The 19,393-nt window shown below is 40.9% G+C and carries 14 protein-coding genes, 3 tRNA genes and 3 pseudogenes; 6 read left to right on the plus strand and 14 right to left on the minus strand.

Going from position 1 to position 19,393, the window contains the following annotated elements:
• Nucleotides 1-83 precede the first annotated feature (83 nt).
• The 9 genes from HGD77_RS05075 to pyrC form a co-directional block, all read right to left on the minus strand.
• Nucleotides 84-977, minus strand: a complete 894-nt coding sequence (locus HGD77_RS05075; protein WP_138742701.1) for an alpha/beta fold hydrolase — start codon at nt 975-977, stop codon at nt 84-86.
• Nucleotides 978-1,060: 83 nt separating this feature from the next.
• Nucleotides 1,061-2,473, minus strand: coding sequence for an amino acid permease (locus HGD77_RS05080; protein ID WP_138742700.1), 1,413 nt, complete (start codon nt 2,471-2,473; stop codon nt 1,061-1,063).
• Between the two features lie 114 nt (nt 2,474-2,587).
• A tRNA-Glu gene (locus HGD77_RS05085) sits at nt 2,588-2,663 on the minus strand.
• Nucleotides 2,664-3,080: 417 nt separating this feature from the next.
• On the minus strand, nt 3,081-3,359 hold the full coding sequence (locus tag HGD77_RS16950; RefSeq protein ID WP_228761462.1) for a TonB-dependent receptor: 279 nt from the start codon (nt 3,357-3,359) through the stop codon (nt 3,081-3,083).
• Between the two features lie 87 nt (nt 3,360-3,446).
• Nucleotides 3,447-4,007: a hypothetical protein gene (locus HGD77_RS16955; protein ID WP_228761463.1), complete on the minus strand. Its 561-nt coding sequence runs from the start codon at nt 4,005-4,007 to the stop codon at nt 3,447-3,449.
• 129 nt (nt 4,008-4,136) lie between these two features.
• Nucleotides 4,137-5,606 (minus strand): TonB-dependent receptor plug domain-containing protein, encoded by a 1,470-nt coding sequence (locus tag HGD77_RS16960; RefSeq protein WP_228761464.1) that lies wholly within the window; start codon nt 5,604-5,606, stop codon nt 4,137-4,139.
• 159 nt (nt 5,607-5,765) lie between these two features.
• Nucleotides 5,766-5,841, minus strand: a tRNA-Glu gene (locus tag HGD77_RS05095).
• A 20-nt stretch (nt 5,842-5,861) separates the two neighbouring features.
• Nucleotides 5,862-6,521 (minus strand): ribonuclease T, encoded by a 660-nt coding sequence (rnt, locus tag HGD77_RS05100; protein WP_004279557.1) that lies wholly within the window; start codon nt 6,519-6,521, stop codon nt 5,862-5,864.
• Entirely contained in the window at nt 6,506-7,540 is a 1,035-nt protein-coding gene (pyrC, locus tag HGD77_RS05105) for a dihydroorotase (protein ID WP_005246868.1), read from the minus strand. The genes rnt and pyrC overlap by 16 nt, the downstream gene beginning before the upstream one ends.
• Before the next feature lie 171 nt (nt 7,541-7,711).
• Between pyrC and HGD77_RS05110 the strand changes: the two genes are divergently transcribed.
• Both HGD77_RS05110 and HGD77_RS05115 read left to right on the plus strand, forming a co-directional pair.
• Nucleotides 7,712-8,740: a transposase gene (locus HGD77_RS05110; RefSeq protein WP_168730725.1), complete on the plus strand. Its 1,029-nt coding sequence runs from the start codon at nt 7,712-7,714 to the stop codon at nt 8,738-8,740.
• A gap of 58 nt (nt 8,741-8,798) precedes the next feature.
• On the plus strand, nt 8,799-10,070 hold the full coding sequence (locus tag HGD77_RS05115) for a GGDEF domain-containing protein (protein WP_138742898.1): 1,272 nt from the start codon (nt 8,799-8,801) through the stop codon (nt 10,068-10,070).
• Nucleotides 10,071-10,153: 83 nt separating this feature from the next.
• Here HGD77_RS05115 and argG read toward each other — a convergent pair whose 3' ends face one another.
• A complete protein-coding gene (gene argG, locus HGD77_RS05120) occupies nt 10,154-11,494 on the minus strand; it encodes an argininosuccinate synthase (protein WP_004279561.1) in 1,341 nt (446 codons plus the stop codon).
• A 247-nt stretch (nt 11,495-11,741) separates the two neighbouring features.
• On the opposite strand from argG, the gene HGD77_RS05125 reads away from it, so the two are divergent.
• From HGD77_RS05125 to HGD77_RS05135, 3 genes are all read left to right on the plus strand, one after another.
• Complete coding sequence (locus tag HGD77_RS05125; RefSeq protein WP_004646383.1) at nt 11,742-12,095, plus strand: hypothetical protein; 354 nt, start codon at nt 11,742-11,744, stop codon at nt 12,093-12,095.
• 139 nt (nt 12,096-12,234) lie between these two features.
• Nucleotides 12,235-14,271, plus strand: coding sequence for an FAD-dependent oxidoreductase (locus HGD77_RS05130; protein WP_138742897.1), 2,037 nt, complete (start codon nt 12,235-12,237; stop codon nt 14,269-14,271).
• 87 nt (nt 14,272-14,358) lie between these two features.
• A tRNA-Ser gene (locus tag HGD77_RS05135) sits at nt 14,359-14,448 on the plus strand.
• Between the two features lie 170 nt (nt 14,449-14,618).
• Here the strand turns inward: HGD77_RS05135 and HGD77_RS05140 are convergent.
• The 3 genes and pseudogenes from HGD77_RS05140 to ribA form a co-directional block, all read right to left on the minus strand.
• Nucleotides 14,619-15,320 (minus strand): IS1 family transposase, encoded by a 702-nt coding sequence (locus tag HGD77_RS05140; protein WP_168730726.1) that lies wholly within the window; start codon nt 15,318-15,320, stop codon nt 14,619-14,621.
• A 56-nt stretch (nt 15,321-15,376) separates the two neighbouring features.
• Nucleotides 15,377-16,147, minus strand: a pseudogene (locus tag HGD77_RS05145) (two-component sensor histidine kinase); the annotation flags it as partial.
• Nucleotides 16,148-16,284: 137 nt separating this feature from the next.
• Nucleotides 16,285-16,887 (minus strand): GTP cyclohydrolase II, encoded by a 603-nt coding sequence (gene ribA / locus HGD77_RS05150; RefSeq protein WP_138743268.1) that lies wholly within the window; start codon nt 16,885-16,887, stop codon nt 16,285-16,287.
• A 622-nt stretch (nt 16,888-17,509) separates the two neighbouring features.
• Here ribA and HGD77_RS05155 point away from each other — a divergent pair.
• Nucleotides 17,510-18,163, plus strand: a pseudogene (locus tag HGD77_RS05155) (efflux RND transporter periplasmic adaptor subunit); the annotation flags it as partial.
• A gap of 54 nt (nt 18,164-18,217) precedes the next feature.
• Here HGD77_RS05155 and HGD77_RS05160 read toward each other — a convergent pair.
• Nucleotides 18,218-19,365: pseudogene (locus HGD77_RS05160) on the minus strand (IS3 family transposase).
• Nucleotides 19,366-19,393 lie beyond the last annotated feature (28 nt).

Consider the following 19,393-nt stretch of genomic DNA (forward strand, 5'->3'; position numbering starts at 1 on the left):
TAGGTTCGGATGAAAGATTATATTGAATAGAAAAAGAATATGAATGGAGCTGTAAAAGTTGAATTTAGAGTTTGGCGTGAGTTTTATAGTAATTCCAGGAGCACTTTAATGACGTCCGGATGCTGAATATAACCATCAATATCATGCGGATGATAGATGGAGGTATGAATCTCCTGATTAATAATCGCTGGCTGAAACTGGAAGGGTGGTTCTGATAATGGAAAGGCAGTCAGAAAGTCATCGCTACAATAGAAATTTATCCAGTCGCCTGAAATTGCAGCAGGTCGTACAATCGGTTGCGGCAGATGAGCCTGGATGACCCGAAATGCCAACGGTGATCCGAGGGTAATAAAACGCTTGATATTCAGCTCCGGATGCTGAATCAAATAATTATAGGCAATCACGCTGCCGAGCGAGTGTGCCACCAGAATCTGTGGCCTGCTACTATAGAGTTGATCATGAATGCGGCAGTGAACTTCCTGCATAAAATGCGGGTTGGATAAATAAAGATAAGTTTCCAGCAAAAACTTATGCAAAAAGCTGGTGTGTAAGCTGGGAAAATAATTGATAAGTACCGCAAAATCCCGCAAAGCGATATCTTTGCTTAATGCTGTAATGAATTTCAGTTTCTGATTGAAATTCAAGGCATCATCAAGATTTAACTGCGGGACGTCACAAATTTGATAGGTGCACTGATCTGGTGGTGGTGCCGGTTGCAGCTGGGCGGGATGTAAAAAAGGGAAATGCGGCCATTGTTGCGGCATCAGGGTACTGGCATTCAAAACGTTATGAAAATGATGCCGGGAGAGTAAATCGCCATAAAAAGGGATACGGATATGCCGTTTTAAATAAGTAAAACGGGCTTGCTGTTGTGGGTTTTTCCGGAGGCCTGTTTTGAGGAGATGCAGCCAATGTTGACGTAATGAAGTCGCCGTATACTGTTGCTTGTTCATGCCGTGAATAAACACAATTTTCATCGACGCACCCTTAAGGCTGCCCATTATAGTTATAGTATAGATAAAAAAAAGAGCGGCCGAAGCCGCTCTTTTAAGCATGATGATTAAGACTTGTTGTGATAAAAGGCATAATAACTTGCATAACACGCTGCAATAAACAGCAGACATCCTACGAAGCTGATGCGCATTGATGGATCAAAGACCATACTGATACAGGTAATAAAACAGAACACAAAGCCCAGGATTGGTACAATCGGGAACAATGGTGCAGCAAAGTCCAGTTCTTTGGCCGTATGACCCTGTTTATACCATTGACGACGGAAGTTGAACTGGCTTAAGCAAATACTCATCCAGACCACCACCATGGTAAACGCTGCAACGCCCAGCAAGTTGGTAAAGATCGTCTCTGGCGCAAACTGTTCAGACAATAAACCTGGCAATGCACCTAGCATAGTCACCATGACTGCAATATACGGTACACCGCGAGCATTCAGTCTTGAGAATACAGCAGGCAACTGTTTGCTGTATGACAATGACCACATCATACGTGAAGCAGCAAATAAGCCCGAGTTGGCAGCAGACAACAACGCAGTGATAATGACAAAACGGATGATGTCTTCAGCATATGGGATACCAATGTGCTGGAATACGGTTACGAATGGACTGCTACTCACGCCTTCAGCGGCTAAGCCTGCTTCCTGATGCGGAAGTAATGCCGTCACCACGATAATGGTACCCACAAAGAAAATTAATAAGCGGAAAATCGCAGTATTAATTGCTTTAGGAACATTTTTCGCAGGATCTTCAGTTTCACCGGCAGCCACACCAATCAGCTCGGTACCAGAGAAGGCAAAGTTCACAATCAGCATCGTAGCAAAAATCGGGAATAGACCTTCAGGGAACCAGCCTTGTGCAGTTAGATTGGTAAATAAAGGCGCAGCTTCATAGCCTTGATAGCCCAGAACACCAAAGATGGCCAATAGACCTAAAAGAATAAAAGCAACAACCGTGACCACTTTTACCAGTGCCAGCCAGAATTCGGATTCGGCAAACCAGCGGGTCGAAATCATATTGAGACTAAATACGAATACACCAAAGATAATGGTCCATAACCACATGGAAATATCCGGGAACCATTCCTGCATCAGCAAGGCCGCTGCAGTAAATTCAGTTCCAAGAGTGACCGACCATGTCAGCCAGTATAACCAGGTGATGGTATAGCCTGTGCCTGGTCCAATATAACGTTTGGCATAAGCACCAAATGAACCAGATTCTGGCATATGAACGGCAAGTTCGCCCAAACATAGCATCACCATGTACGCGATAATACCGCCCAGGAGATAAGCGAGAATGGCACCTACAGGCCCCGTTTGTGCAATGACTTCACCCGACCCTAAGAATAGGCCTGTTCCGATTGCGCCACCAAGCGAAATCATGACCAGATGTCGAGTACTCATAGCGCGTTTTAAAGGCGCAGAATTGCCCTGATGCGTAGCATCATTCGGAGATGAGTGCATAGGAAATAAGAAATACTTCAAAGGAATGAAGCGAGCTATTGTAGTGAAAAACTACAAATCTGCAATCGAATAATGGTAATTTCGAATAAGGTCTGATCGTATGAGATCAATAGATGGCGTCCCTACGGGGATTCGAACCCCGGTTACCGCCGTGAAAGGGCGATGTCCTAGGCCTCTAGACGATAGGGACGTTGCGAGGTGATGCGTATATTAAGGATTAAGCCGGGGTTTGTCAAAAGGGTTTTTGCTAAAATTCATTTAATAGTTTAAACATTAGGCAAAACAAAAACTTTATTTTATTAAGATGTTATTTTCTGAACAGATTTCAGGACTATAAAAAATAAATATTTGAAAAGATCACTAAAACTTAGTGATCAGGAGTTTGATATTGCTCAGGCTGAGAGTTTTCAGCTGGGGTTGATACTGTCTCAGTCTCCGCAGTGTTGTCATCATCACGGTTGACGATATAGAGATATAGCGCGGATGGGGCTAAAATCAGTAAAACCAGTAAGATCTTTTTTAACATGATACAAAGGCAAAATATGAAATCGCATTAATTATAGCCTAAGCAAATTAAAAAGAGCAGCAGCATGTACCTATTCAGGCTCTAGAATTTAAAAGTAACATCCGCAATAAATTGGCGGCCGATTTCAGTCATCACACGTGGTCTATCATTTGAGGTCGAGCCTGTTGTATAGGTATTCACGCGGTTGGTTACATTGTTAATGGTTAAACCAAAAATTGCCCTTAAATCTTTTGAAATTTCCCAATCATAGGTGGTGCGCATATCCCATGTAAATTTTGGTTTAATTTCAGAGGCTAAATAGGTGTCAAACAGTTCACCTTCATACTCGACTTTGTCATTTTTATCGGAGACTGCAACCATATCATCGTAACTGTCTTTATAGCTAAAGAAGTTTGAAATACGTACAGGCAGTGTATCGAATGCAATATCCCAGTTTACTCGTGCGGTTCATGGTTGGTTAAAGTTTGGGGCAGGGCGGTCTGACCAACGGATAATTTGACCATCATAAGAGACCCATTCATCTTGAGTGGCTTGATCATAGGCTGAAGTGTAATCTACATAACTGCGGAAGACTTCACTGTAGTCAAATCCCAAGGCAAATAAATGTTGGCTATCCCCCAGAGCGATCGGTTGACGATTTCTAAGTGTTAAGGTGTAGATGTCAGCTTTGCCACTTCCATCATTATTATATTCGTAGAAGAATTTTGATCCATCTAAAGGAGTAACTTTAGTTTTTGATATTTCATCCTGATATTTACGATTGACCCATTTTAGCCCTAGATCCCAATTCTGGATTTGTGTATTCAGGCTTAAAACAGTCTCGTCACTGAAAGGCGTATTGAGCGCTGAACTACGCGCACCGCTGGATAGTGCAGTTTGTGTTTCTACCCAAGGCGCATGTGGGTTTTCACGTGACAGTTTATAGAGCAAATCATTTTGAATTTCATCCAGTTCTGTACCTAACGTTTGCTGACCATAGTAGCGATTCCACCCAGCGGATAAATGCAATTGATCATTACTAAAGGGTTTGTAAGAGAGATGGCTACGAGGAGCAATATTGATATTACTACTTAAAGAGTCATAATCAGCGCGAACACCAAGGCGTGTTGAAATTTGATCATTCCATTGAATATTGTCTTAAATAAATATATTTAGGCGATCTTGCTGGGCTTGAATATCACCAGCTTTGTACAGAGTGCCACCAGCGATATATTGTCCATTCCAACCATTTATCGTTAGTTTATCATCACAATATGGGTCACTTTGAAGGCAGGTAGTATCTTTGCCAAGTTCTTTTAAGTTGATCTTTGTCGCGAGTAAAACATCCTCGGCTCGTTTCCACTCAACATGAGCATGGCTATAACCCGCACCTAGAGTCATGTTGTGTTGGGATTGACCAACTTTAAATGGGTCTATATTGGCTTGTAGGTCGTAAGAGAGAACGTCTTGGAGTTGTTTGATTTCTCCCATGATGGCGCCTTCTCGAACAACATCGGTATTATTCCAATCTTTACTTCCTTCGGCGTAGTACCAATGCATACTGTAGTTATTATCTGCAATGCGTTGTGTCGCCGAGTTTTGGAAATTAAGTTTATGTACGAGAGTACCTAGATTGAATTGGTGTTCGAGTTCAGAGAATAATGTAAGTGTTTCGGTTTCAGTGGTACTTCCCGAATCACGATTGCTGTCCACATAGCTCAAACTGTCCAGCAATCCATAATCCAAACCAAACTTCGCTTTGGTTGAGGCGTTTGGTGTATAAAATAATGTTGCACCAAGATTTGAGATATGTCGTTCTTGATCAATTGTTTTAGGTGTTTCAAAGCCACTTTTGACTGGAATAATGGACTCTCTTCGAGAAGCATAAGCATTAAAGCCCCAATCATTCGAGAGCTTCCCATAAATATTGGTGCTTACACCTTGTTTGGTATATTCCTTTTGGTAGTAATCTGTAGGTTCTTCAAATTTACTTTCTTCTAAAGGTGAAATTGAGTTGTAGCGAGCCCAATCACTTTCAGTGTAATCGTAAGTGATAGAACCGTGAATTTTACCTATCTCTGTTTGCGGTGCGCATATTTTAGCATTTATAACACCACCTGTGAATTGACCATAAGCGGCAGACACATTGCTATCTAATACTTCAAGCTCACAAAGTAGGTTAGTGTTCACTGCCATAGCTTGTGCGCCAGTTCCGATATCTTGAAATGTATTTGTGTTTGAATTTGCTGGATTAATAAGTAGGTTGTTGGAAACACCATTCACAATAAAATTGTTTTGGAAGGTTTGTGCGCCATTAATAGAGATTTCGGCAGGTTTAATTTCACCTTGAGAACCTGCTGCAAGTTGTGATTGACTAAACTGCACATTCGGATTCACTTTTAAAAAATCGGTAATGTTCTTTGAGCTATTCGGCGTCTTTTCTAAATCTTCTTTTGAATAAATGGTTTTTCCAACTTCATTTTCTTGCTGAGCTTCGATAATAATTGTGTTGAACTTAATCGTTGTTTCATTGAGAACAGGCTCTTGATAATTTGATTCTTTTGCAAAACTAGATGTTGATAAAGCTGTTAAAACTGCAATAGAAAGTGGGGAATAAGCAAAACGCATGAGAAGGGTTGAATATGCGAAAGATAATGGAAGTGATTATCATTAAATTTAAGAAGGCAATCAATAGTAATGAGAATTATTTTCATTAATTAGTAAAAGCGTAAGACTTGAGCAGCTTAAGATGCTGATCAAAGAAATATAAAGAAGAGAAAAAATAGATGGCGTCCCTACGGGGATTCGAACCCCGGTTACCGCCGTGAAAGGGCGATGTCCTAGGCCTCTAGACGATAGGGACATTTAGAAGATGGCGGTATCTTATTGATCCGCCACCAGAGTGTCAAGCAGGTGAGGTGCGAGTTTGTTTAAAATATAGCAAAACAGTTCAGCGGTCTTCTGCGTATCATATAATGCAGAATGGGCTTCTTTGCCATCAAACTCAATCCCAGCCTGAATACAGGATTTTGCCAGTACGGTCTGACCAAACATCACCGCACTTAAAGTCACTGTATCGAAGACAGAAAAACTATGAAATGGGTTCTGGTTTTTGGTTCCGGTACGCGCAATCGCGGCCTGAAGAAAACCCAAATCGAAATGTGCATTGTGTCCAACTAAAACTGCATGGGTACAGTTTTGCTGGCGACGCACTTCATTCACAGATTTAAAAATACGCTTAAGCGCAGTTTTTTCATCTTCGGCCATTGCGATTCGCATCGGATTCGAAGGATCGATCCCAATAAACTCCAGCGAACGTCGGTCGAGATTTGCCCCTTCGAAAGGATTGATATGTGCATGGTAAGCTTGACCCGGCACAAATTGACCCTCCTCATTATAAACAATCGGAATGGCCGCAATTTCCAGCAATGCATCAGTCTGCGCATTAAAACCTGCAGTCTCGACATCGACAACTACAGGTAAGAATCCACGAAAACGTTGACCAATGATTGGGAGCGTTTCATTTGTCACACTTTTCTCCATTGAATGGTTTTACCAGCATACAGTGGGATAATCTGTTCACCATCCAGATAGTCTAAACTTTCAGGGATTACTTGATCTTCTTTAACCAGGGTAATTGTGCTGGTATTACGTGGCAGACCATAGAAGTCTGCACCAAAATGGCTGGCAAAACCTTCCAGGCGTTCAATTTTACCCACCTGATCAAATGCCTGAGCATACAGCTCAATAGCAGTCGGCGCACTATAACATCCTGCACAGCCACACGCATTTTCTTTTGCATTTTTTGAATGCGGCGCGCTATCTGTTCCCAAGAAGAATTTAGGATTACCGCTGGTTGCGACTTCCAGCAAAGTTTGCTGATGCGTTTGACGTTTTAAAATCGGCAAGCAGTAGAAATGCGGCTTGATCCCACCAACCAGCATGTCATTGCGGTTAAACAATAAATGTTGCGGCGTAATGGTTGCAGCGACATTACGGTCTTGCTCAAGTACAAAGTTTGCTGCTTCGCTGGTGGTGATGTGTTCGAGCACCAGTTTCAGCTTGGGAAATTGTCTGAGTAAGGGAGCCAGCACTTCATCCAGGAAACGCTTTTCACGGTCAAAAATATCGACATGATTATGCGTCACTTCACCATGTAGCAATAAAGGCACTTGGTGTTCTTCAAGCTGTTCAATTACGCCGTAGACTTTGCTCATATCGCTCACACCACTATCGGAGTTGGTGGTCGCACCCGCAGGATAGAGCTTGATGGCATTGACATGCGCAGATTCTTTGATCTTTTTAACTTCGCTTGCCGGGGTGTTGTCAGTGAAATACAGCACCATACGCGGGTCGAAATTTACCCCTTCAGGCACATGTGCCATGATACGTTCACGGTAGGCATTGGCTTCTTCGACAGTTTTAACGGGTGGCACCAGATTTGGCATGCAAATGGCGCGAGAAAACTGCTTGGCTAAATCGGGAACGGTACGTTGAAGTGCTAAACCATCACGCAGGTGAACGTGCCAATCATCTGGCTGGAGAATCGTAATCGTATTCAAGGCAAATTCAGTCGAACAAATAAAACAAATGATAATCCATCTATAGTAAAAATGGTAACGAGAAAGCGCTACAAAATAAGGGATATGTATAAATTAATTTTAAAAAGTATGTTATTAGGACTTACGCATTGACGGATTCAAAAAAGTATTAAAATACTTTATAAAGTATCTGTGATTAGACGAATTAAACATGCTTCTACAGCAACTTGTACATTACCCATTTATATGGGCTTTCTCATGACAGAACCGAACTCTATTAGCTGCACACAACTTGCCGAGACTTATAATATCTCGCATGATAGTGTAAATCGCTTTCTAGAGTGTGAAGACTACACACCTCACGACCTATATCAAGAATCAATTCAACATATTGATAATAATAAACTTATAGTCAGCATTGATGATACTGTTTTAGATAAACCATATAGTCAACATATGGACTTGGTTAGCTATTTTTGGTCAGGCAAACACCACCGATCCGTCAAGGGTATTAATCTCATTACCTTGTATGCGACAGATCAAAATGGTCAAAATATTCCAATTAATTTCCGAATTTATGACAAATCTGAAAGTAAAACCAAGAATGATTACTTTATGGATATGTTAAGTGAAGTACTCAGTTGGGGTGCAAAGATTCAATTTATTACAGGTGATAGTTGGTATTCATCGACTGGAAATCTAAAAACCATAAGAAAATATGGTATTCGATTTATGTTTGGTATCGACTGTAACCGTAAGGTTTCCCCAGAAAAAGGACAATGGTTTCAACTGCGTTTATTGCCAGATTTCCATCAGGGTCAAGTGGTCTGGCTCAAAGATTTTGGCTTTGTACAATTATTTAAGACTCAGTTAAAAGAACAGCAGAGGTTTTATATTGTGCATCAAGATGAAGATGATTTATTGTCCTTTGAGGGTTTTCATGAATTACATTCAAGTCATTGGAAAATAGAGCAATATCACCGGGTGATTAAACAGGTTTGTCATATTGAAAAGTTTCAAGTAAGACGATCTAAACTGATTTTGAATCATATTTTTTCAGCCTTGATGGCCTACGTTGAGATACAAAAGAACCAGTTTGAGCGGATCTTTGAAAATGTATATCGTTGGCAGAAGAAATTATTTAGACCAGTTATCAAAAACTTCATTGATGACTTTATTCTCGATAAAAATCATCTGCTACCACAGAGAATCTATAAATAATAGTGCGTAAGTCCTAGTTATTTTAAAATTAATAAAAAAATTACATAAATACTTGGCAATGGAATACAAGTACAATCTAGCGAAATTGCAAGATGATAAAGAAGACATAGAACAACTGATTACACGGCAAAGCCAGCGTGTAGGCCCGGTCTTCCCTCAAAATCTGGAACAAGAATTCTGGACCAAAAATCTGGAACGCGCCCGCAAACATGTCGAAAAATATGTGTGGGCTGGAGTACTAGCCTATTTCCTTTTTTTGGTGGTGATGATTCCCACAGATTACTGGAGCATCAGCAAAGAATATTTCGTACATGATTTTGTCCTGTGTATGTTGGGCTTGCTCAATGGCGGCGTGTCGCTAATTATCTTTTATATGTTCTCCTGCTTACCCAAGATCAAGCGCTTTTTTCCTCAGGCTTCGATGCTGTTGGTATTCTGGGTACAGGTGTCAATTTCATGTATCACCATGTCGATTAAAACTGATGCCTTGCAGCATCAATCCATGGCGATAGTCACAATCGTGTATATCCTGGGTTATGTTCTGACCGGCATTAAACCGATTCAGATGCTGGTCACCGGATTACTCGCTGCGGCAACTACTATTCTTGTATTGTTTAGCCTTTCAGTTGAATTTAATCCTATGGTTTTTGGCCGGATTTTAATTGGAAGTTGCTTGCTTGGTTACGTGATTAGCCATATGATTTTTGCCCGTGAGCGTGTGATTTTTCTCTATAGCATTCGCGCCAGAATCAGTGAGCAGATCCAGCGTATTCATACCAACGAATTATTACATTTGAGTCAGTACGATGAACTGACCAAAATTTCCAATCGACGTACCTTTGATGAGACGCTGCAAGTGCATTTCGAAAGTGCACGCCGTGAAGAAACGGCTTTGGCGATTCTGTTTATCGATGTCGATTTCTTTAAAAATTACAACGATTTTTATGGACATCAGAAAGGTGATGATGTCATTTCGACTATTGCCAAAACCATCAAGAATGCGATCCGGCATATGGACTTTGTCGCGCGTTATGGCGGGGAGGAGTTTGTAGTGCTCTTGCCAGAAACAGATGCACATGGTGCTTATGCAGTGGCTTCAAATATTTTTAAGGCGATTGACCGTCTGGAAATTCCACATGAAAAATCCTCGGTTGCGAAACATATCACTATCAGTTTAGGCATTACCGTCTATCGTGGTGAGGAAGATATTGATAAGGATGCATTGTTGGGAATCGCGGATCAGGCGTTATACCGTGCCAAACAGCTTGGACGCAACCAGATTTATTATCAGTCCATTCGTTCAGTCAATTCAGATATCGCAAATGGTTAGAGATTATTAAAATCAATAAAAGAACCCTCAATAAAAAACCGCTCATCAGGAGCGGTTTTTTATGCAACATAAATGACTAAAACTTAGTTTTTGTCTTTCAGTTGTGGCACTGCAGATGCTGAACCAACTGCCAGTAAACCAGTCTCTGTATAGATGCCCAGTTTCGCGCGAGTATCCGTGATATCCAGGTTACGCATGGTCAACTGACCGATACGATCCATCGGCGAGAACATGGAATCACCTTTCTCCATAGTTAAACGCTCAGCTTCATAAGTGAGGTTTGGAGATTCAGTGTTCATAATCGTGTAATCATTACCACGACGCAGTTCGATCGTTACAGTACCGGTAACTGCTTTAGCAACCCAACGCTGAGCAGTTTCACGCAGCATAAGTGCTTGAGAATCGAACCAGCGACCTTGGTAAAGCAGACGACCTAAACGTAGACCGTTAATACGGTATTGTTCAATCGTATCTTCGTTATGAATACCTGTTACCAGACGCTCATAAGCAATGTGAAGCAGCGCCATACCCGGAGCTTCATAGATACCGCGAGATTTCGCTTCGATGATCCGGTTTTCGATTTGATCCGACATACCTAGACCGTGACGGCCACCGATGCGGTTCGCTTCAAGAATGAACTCAACTGGATCTTCAATGCGTTGACCGTTGATGGCAACCGGGAAGCCTTCTTCAAAAGTAATCGATACTTCTTCAGCTTTTACTTCTACGTCATCTTTCCAGAACGCAACGCCCATGATTGGCTCAACGATTTTAATGCCTGCATTCAGGTATTCAAGATCTTTGGCTTCGTGCGTCGCACCCAGCATGTTTGAGTCAGTTGAATAGGCTTTTTCTTTTGACATTTTATAGTCAAAACCATTGTCGATTAGGAACTGTGACATTTCTGCACGGCCGCCCAGCTCGTCAATGAAGGTTTGGTCTAACCAAGGCTTGTAAATTTTAAGCGCAGGATTGGTCAACAAACCATAACGGTAGAAACGCTCAATGTCGTTGCCTTTATAAGTTGAACCGTCACCCCAGATGTTAACGTCATCTTCTTTCATGGCAGTAACCAGCATGGTGCCTGTTACTGCACGACCCAATGGCGTCGTGTTGAAATAAGGCATACCACCTGTAGAAATATGGAACGCGCCACATTGAATTGCAGCAATACCTTCTAATGCAAGCTGTAAACGGCAGTCGATTAAACGTGCTTTTACTGCGCCATAAGCTTCAGCTTTTTTTGGAATCGCATCGTAATCGTCTTCGTCTGGCTGACCCAGGTTTGCTGTGTAAGCATAAGGTTCAGCGCCTTTTTGTTTCATCCACAAAAGAGCAGCAGAAGTATCTAGACCACCAGAGAAGGCAATACCAACTTTTTTACCTACTGGGACATTCTGCAAGATAGTTGCATTATCAGACATTGTTCATCCTAATGATATGAAATAGGCACGCCAGAATTGGTGGCCTGAAAAAATACATATTGCATCAATTGTATCATTAATTTATTTAGGTTTGCTTTAGAAAAGAAAAACTCGTTTTAAAATCTCTATTCAATAGGCTTAAATAATCATAAATCGCACGATTTTAACCAGAATCCTGCTGAAAAAGTAAAAAATTGGTTATATTCAGCCGAATAATTTAAAAACCAGATAAAACAGGAATAAAAGCATGGCGACTCATATCCCACCTTTACCTAATTTAAATCCTAAAACCAAGAATGAAACACTGGCACTGTTGCATGGGATTTATGCCGGCCTGATTGGTTTTAGTACAGTGCTGTTTTTATATCTTGAATATCAGCAATCCAGTATTTCCATGCTGAGTTTAGGTGTGGTGCTGCTGCTTTTAGGCTTGTTGATGTTTTTTAATATCCAGGCCAGTATAAAGGTGAAGCAGGGCAATGGTTCAGGACGTACTTTATCCAGAATAATGGCTATTCTGATGTTGCTGAGTTTTCCAATTGGTACAGTATTGGGCGTGATTGCATTATGGAAATCCAGCGCACGACAATGGCAGAACTAATTCGTCATGTATAGAAAGAACTGTTTCGAAGATTGATATTTGTGCCTGAAAATGCTGAACTCCGGGTCATAAAAAGCCCCTAAAAATCAGTTAAAGTAAGGGAATGACTTGCTCAGCCAAATATAATCAGGGATTTGTTATGACCACGACGCGCTATGCCAACATTTTAAAACCACTGCATTTAGGTTTTACCACCATTAAAAACCGGGTCGTAATGGGGTCGATGCATACTGGTCTGGAAGACCGCTTCTATAATTATCCTAAACTTGCAGCGTATTTTGGCGAACGTGCCAAGGGTGGCGTAGGTTTGCTGATTACGGGTGGAATATCGCCAAACCGTCAAGGCTGGTTGTTGCCGGCGGGCGGCACCATGAATACCTTGGGAGATATTGCGCCACATCGTCTGGTGACGCATGCAGTGCATAAACATGGCGCCAAAATTCTTTTGCAAATTCTGCATGCCGGACGTTATGGCTATCAGCCTTTTGTGGTGTCGGCAAGTCCAATCAAATCGCCAATTTCTCCTTTTAAACCGCGTGAAATGTCAGATAAACAGATCCTGAATACCATTCAGGACTATGTCAACACGGCCAGTATTGCCAAAAAGGCTGGCTATGATGGCGTAGAAATTATGGGTTCGGAAGGCTATTTACTGAATCAGTTTTTAAGTCGTCATGTCAACCAGCGTAGCGACCGTTGGGGTGGCCCGATTGAAAACCGGATGCGTTTTGCCGTAGAAATTGTCAAAGCCATTCGCGAGGAAATTGGCGAGAAATTTATCATCTGTTTCCGTTTGTCGCTTCTCGATTTGGTACATGATGGCAATACCATGCAGGAAGTGATTACCGTAGCTAAAGCTTTGGAAAAGGCGGGGATTACTTTGCTTAATACCGGGATTGGCTGGCATGAAGCACGTATTCCAACTATTGTGACTTCCGTGCCTCGAGCTGCTTTTGTCGATTACACTTCTGAAGTTAAGAAACATGTTTCGGTGCCGGTGATTGCCTCTAACCGGATCAATATGCCAGACACTGCCGAGGCGATTCTGGCCTCTGGTCAGGCAGATATGGTACAGATGGCACGTCCACTTTTGGCCGATGCTTTCTGGGTCAACAAAACCGCAACCAATCGTGTTGATGAAATCAATACCTGTATCGCCTGTAATCAGGCTTGCTTGGATCATACCTTTAAAAACCAGCGCGCAACCTGTCTGGTCAATCCGCGTGCCGCTTATGAGACCGAACTGGTCTATGTCAAAACCAAAAAACCGAAAAGTATTGCAGTGATTGGTGGTGGTGTTGCAGGTCTGTCAGCGGCTACTGTCGCAGCCAGTCGCGGGCATGATGTGACGCTGTTTGAGGCCAGTCATGAAGTAGGCGGACAGTTCAACCTGGCTAAAGTCATTCCGGGGAAAGAGGAGTTTCACGAAACGATTCGTTATTTTAAAGTGCAGCTAGAAAAAACTGGAGTTGATCTGCGTCTCAATACCCGAGTCAACCGCGAGCAGTTGGAGCGTGAGGGTTTTGATGAGGTGATTGTGGCTACAGGGGTTGTGCCGCGTGCCTTGAATATCGAAGGCAGTCAGGCACCACAAGTATTATCTTATGCAGAAGTGCTACGTGGCGCACCTGTCGGTGATCGTGTTGCGGTCATTGGCGCAGGCGGGATCGGTTTTGATGTGTCCGAGTTTTTATTAAAGCCACCGCATCAAATACAGCCGCAACCTGTGGATGAGTGGAAGCGTGAATGGGGTGTAGATTCTCATCCAGATTATGTGACTGAAGGCGGGTTACAGCGTGCTGAAGTAGAACCTCCAGTACGGGAAATTTATCTATTACAACGTAAAAAGACACCGCTTGGCGCAGGACTAGGCAAGACTTCAGGCTGGGTACATCGTGCCCAGTTAAAAAAACATGCCGTGCGGATGTTGCGCGGTGTGCAATATAAATCTGTCACGGATGAAGGCTTATGGATTGAGGTAGATGGCCATGCTCAATTATTGCGTGTGGATACCATTGTGGTATGTGCAGGTCAGGAATCGGTAAAAGACCTGATGCCGAGTGCTGGGGAAAATACCTTGGCGCAGTATCATATTATTGGCGGTGCAAAACTGGCTGCTGAACTCGATGCCAAGCGCGCCATTCGTGAGGGAGCGGAATTAGCAGCTAAACTGTAAGGATTTGATGAAACTATATGCAGTTGATTGCATTCACTGTAATTTTCACTTGTCAGCCGGACAAAAGCTCCGTATTATTGCGCCCATGGAAGCGTGGCAGAGCGGTTTAATGCACCGGTCTTGAAAACCGACGAGGGTGTGAGTCCTCCGTGAGTTCGAATCTCACCGCTTCCGCCAAATATCTAAATAAGCCCTTGTTTTTATAAGGGCTTATTTTTTGTCTGTAGTTTTACCCCACAACCTACCCCTCATCAAATTTTGGATTGGATTGGCTACTTTTAGCTGTATTTAGAAGACTAAGGAATGTAGTTTAAAAAACTGGTGGTGTTTCAAAAAGTATGCTGGCGTTAAACAAATCCGTTATTAAGGTAAAAGAAAGTCAAATCAAAGGCTTTAAAATGATTTTCGAGCTTTTTAGAAAAGTTGCAACTTCTCCTAAATCCACGCCTGATTCGATGACGAATTCTACAATTGTTACCTTCAATACCGACGGTAAAAAACTTACCGATCACTTGCTTGCAACATTGAAATGCTGTGATAAAACTATCCCAATGATCACTCGCAATTCCAGCATATTGAACCCCAAGCTTTTTAAGTCTAGCTTTAAGACGTTGAACCGTTGCTAAATCCCGCTTACCCCAAACATAAGCAACAACTTCTCCAGATTCTCGATGGTAGGCATAAATAAGCCATTGTTTATTTTTCTTATTCCCTACAAAAGTCCAAAGTTCATCGACTTCAAGACATTCGTAGTGGCTTTGTTTAGGCTGAATCTGATAGATCGATTCACTTAAGGTTCGTAATACCTTGCCAATGCTGATACGCTCGACTTCAGCAATATCTCTTACACCGCTTCCTCTGACCATTAAATGTAATATCTTGCCGGTAATACCTGAGTTACACCCTTGATAGCTTAATGCATGATCACCAATAAATTGACGTTTGCAATCTTTGCACTGATGGTTTTGTTCCCCATCTACTTTGATGCCATTTCTCTTTATATTGTTACTTAGACAGGTAGGACATTTGATTTGTAGCGTTATTTTCATACCTCTATTTTATCAAAAGCCATATTGTTTTTTTCAGCATACTTTTTGAAACACCACCCGATTAAATTATTCAATGGGGTCCTAAATTCATGCGCAATGTCTTCAGAGAAGCGATTCAGTTGGCTATATCCCATTTCAATACGGTCAAGCATGGCGTTGATATCGGATGCTAGTTGTTCAATCTCTTGAGGGGGATGAATCAGATTGAGTCGCTGCTCAAGTTTGTGAATATTAATGGCATGAGTCTGTTCTCGCAGAGTTCTTAATGCGTTCAATCCCAGATGGCTAGCAATGGCACAGAGTATGAAAATGCCCAAGATGCCCGTAAACACATAAATAAAAAGACGTTTTTGAAAAGGCGAGATGATGGCTAAACGTTCAGACCACTGTTTGCCTGCAATTAACACATAGGGCTGCTGATTGATTTGAATGGTTTTCCAAGCAATACGGGTGGGGTAAGTATGAACCGATAAATCTTGGAATTGAATTTGGGGCTGATGGGTAAATTCAGGCAGCGGAATGCCAAGAGGATTGATGTTGATGAGAATCTGATTGCCTTGAATCAATAAAAACAAATTATCCTGATTTCCCAACATATTTTGATACAGCTTCGGACGAGCGATAATCTGTTCAATATTGCTACTGTCTTGTAGCAAAATTTCCAGTCGCTCAATTCGTTCAACCAAAGCCCGATCTTGTTGAGCAATTAAAATCTGGTTGATACCCAGATAGGTCATAAATGCTACAGCGCACAAGACCATTGCAGCACACCCTGTAACCAAGAGTGTTAATCGGAGTTCGGCTTTGTTGCATAAATATGTAAGCATCTGATTTAAATAAATTTAATTTTGGATCAAAAAGTAATCAAAACTTCTAAAATCATATAGTTATGAAATCTTTGTGCAACAAAGCCTAAGGGAGATGGAACTTTGGATGTGGAGTTTTTTCTGAAAGTGATCACTTTTTAGAAATCACTATTATCATACAGATGTGACATACGTTTTTGCTTCGTCTCTAGATAAGCTTTGTTAAAGATATTTAAACCTACTTTTAAAGGAATACGTTCAACAACGTTAATTCCTAAATCAGTTAAAGATTTAATTTTAAACGGATTATTTGTAATGAGTTTTACATTCTTTATTTTTAAATAATCTAACATAATAGTACACATGTCATATTTACGAGCATCTGCTGGTAAATTTAATAATAAGTTGGCATCGAGAGTGTCATGTCCTTGATCTTGGAGTGCATAGGCTCGAATTTTATTGGTTAATCCTATGCCACGACCTTCTTGGCGAAGGTATAAAATCACACCTTGACCAGCGTCATTAATCATTTTCATGGTTGAATGTAATTGGGGGCCACAGTCACATTTCAGTGAAGCAAAAGCATCACCTGTTAAGCATTCCGAATGAATTCTGACGAGTACAGGTTGATTAGAAATAGTATCCATGCCTTTGGCAAGAGCGATATGTTCTTCACCAGTACTTTGGTCTTGAAATGCTATAATTTCAAAATCACCAAACGCTGTAGGTAACTTTGATTTGGAAACAAATTCTATAGCCACTGAAGAATACACCTATATAAATTTATATTTGATACAACTTACTTAATCTATCTTAAAAGCATCGCCTAAATTTTTTTCAGTTATAAATTTCAGCGTTTTACTTCCAATTAAAGAGTATGTATCTGATAGTGAATTTTATGTGAAATGTTATTTAGAATATTTTTATTAGCGTTCCACTTTGGTGAAAAAATACTCAAAATTTGAGACTGATCTAAACCATTAATATTTAAGATAATTTGGGTTTTTATATAGTTATTTGAGTTTATTGAATAAGTTAATAAATGTAGAGTTGTGGTAAGGTCAATTCTTTGTATGATAGATTCTATGTGTAGGCTTATTCATTTACGAATTATATTGCGGAATAAGGCTTTATCAGTAGATTTGTGCAATAAAGCTCTTTGTAATCAAAACGATGCAAAACTGTAGATAACAACTTGATTATGCATGGAAAAGATATTGTTTAACAATGTGATATCTGAAAATGATTGTTAGCCAAAATTTTAAAATTACTAATTGCAAATATAATTAAAGATACTCTCCACACAATCTCAACACAATATTGGCTGAAATTTGACACTCAGTTTTAACAATAGCAACCATCATTAATTTTATTGTAGTTAGAATGAACAATCACTTTCATCTTAAGCTTTGTGCATTAGGGATGAGTGCAGCCATGATTATGGGCTGTAAACAAAATGCTGAAGAAATTCAAACTGAACAGCCACCCGCGGTTGTGAGCGTGTTTACTGCACAGCATTAACCAATTCATCTTATTGAAAATCTTCCTGCACGCGTAGCAGCCTACCGAATTGCAGAAATTCGTCCACAAGTCGGAGGGATTGTGGAAAAGGTTTTATTTACACAAGGTTCTGATGTCAAAGCAGGGCAGCCTTTATTCAAAATTAACTCCGATATCTTGCAAGCAGATGTGGAGAGTAATCAAGCCACATTACAACGTGCTCAGGCAGAAGTGATGCGTTTAAAATCGCTTCTTGGTCGTTAGGAACAATTATTGTCAAGCCATGCAATTAGCCAGCAAGAATATAACAATACTGAGACAGCGTATCGTCAAGCGATAGCCGATGTTGCTCAACTAAAAGCAGCATTAACCAGACAAAAATTGAACTTAAAATATTCTACGGTTACAGCACCGATTTCTGGTCGTATTGGTCAGATTTTAGTGACGGAAGGTGCATTGGTTGGTCAAGCTGATACTAAGGCGATGGCTGTCATTCAACAGATCAGTCAAGTTTATGTTGATGTAAAAACAGAGGTGGTTCCACTTGTTTGAACAACTAAAAGCGTATTTATAAGTGATATTCCGCTCTAGTTAAGCTACCTTATTTTGTTGTGGTAGCTGGTCATAGTAAAACTCATTTAGCCTTGCGAAGCAGTGCTTCTCATGTCCAGACTCGAATGAGGTCGTTTCAGATTATAAAACTCAAAATATGCACTCAATTGCTTTTTCGCTTCTGTGACACTGCTATAAGCTTTGAGATACACCTCTTCATATTTAACGCTCCGCCATAATCGTTCAACCATCACATTATCTACCCATCGACCTTTACCATCCATACTGATTTGAATGCCATTTGATTTTAATACATCAATAAATGCATCACTGGTGAACTGACTGCCTTGGTCTGTATTCAATATTTCAGGTGATCCATATTTTTCAATCGCTTCATTTAATGCCGAAATACAAAAATCCACCTCCATACTAATCGATACCCTATGCGCAAGTACCTTGCGGCTATGCCAATCAATCACAGCACATAAATAAACAAAGCCTTTTGCCATAGGGATATACGTTATATCCGTAGACCACACTTGATTACTGCGCTGAATAGCCAATCCTTTGAGCAGATATGGATATTTACGGTGAGCTTGATTAGCCTGGCTTAAATTTGGTTTGCAATATAACGCCTGAATACCCATTTTTCTTCATTAAAGTACGTGTATGACGTCGTCCTATATGATGCCCTTGACGATTCAACAAATCACGCATCATACGACTGCCTGCAAAAGGATATTGCATATGTAATTCATCAATACATCGCATCAGCTTCAGATCTGATGAGGTAACAGGTTTTGGGCGATAATAATAACAACCACGAGAGACTTTCAGTAACTTAGCTTGTTTAGATACTGAAATCTGAAGTGAGTGATCGATTAACTTTTGTGGTTGAAGCGGCCCAGTTTCTTCAACACACCTTCTAAAAAATCAATTTCTAATGCCTGCTCACCGATTTTTGCATGTAGTTTTTTTAGATCGATGGGTGGTTCTGATGGAGCTTTTGATTGATCGAAAGCTTGCGAGGAAGCTGAGATCAATTGATTTTTCCAGTCAATAATTTGGTTTTGATGAACATCAAACTCAGAACTCAATTCAGCAAGTGTTTTTTCTGCTTTGATCGCAGCAAGTGCTACCTTGGCCTTAAAGTCATTTGAATGATTTCTTCTTGGTCTACGTGCCATAAAATACTCCATATATTGATGTTTATAA

Source organism: Acinetobacter sp. NEB149, assembly GCF_012516415.1.
Lineage (GTDB): Bacteria > Pseudomonadota > Gammaproteobacteria > Pseudomonadales > Moraxellaceae > Acinetobacter > Acinetobacter lwoffii_V.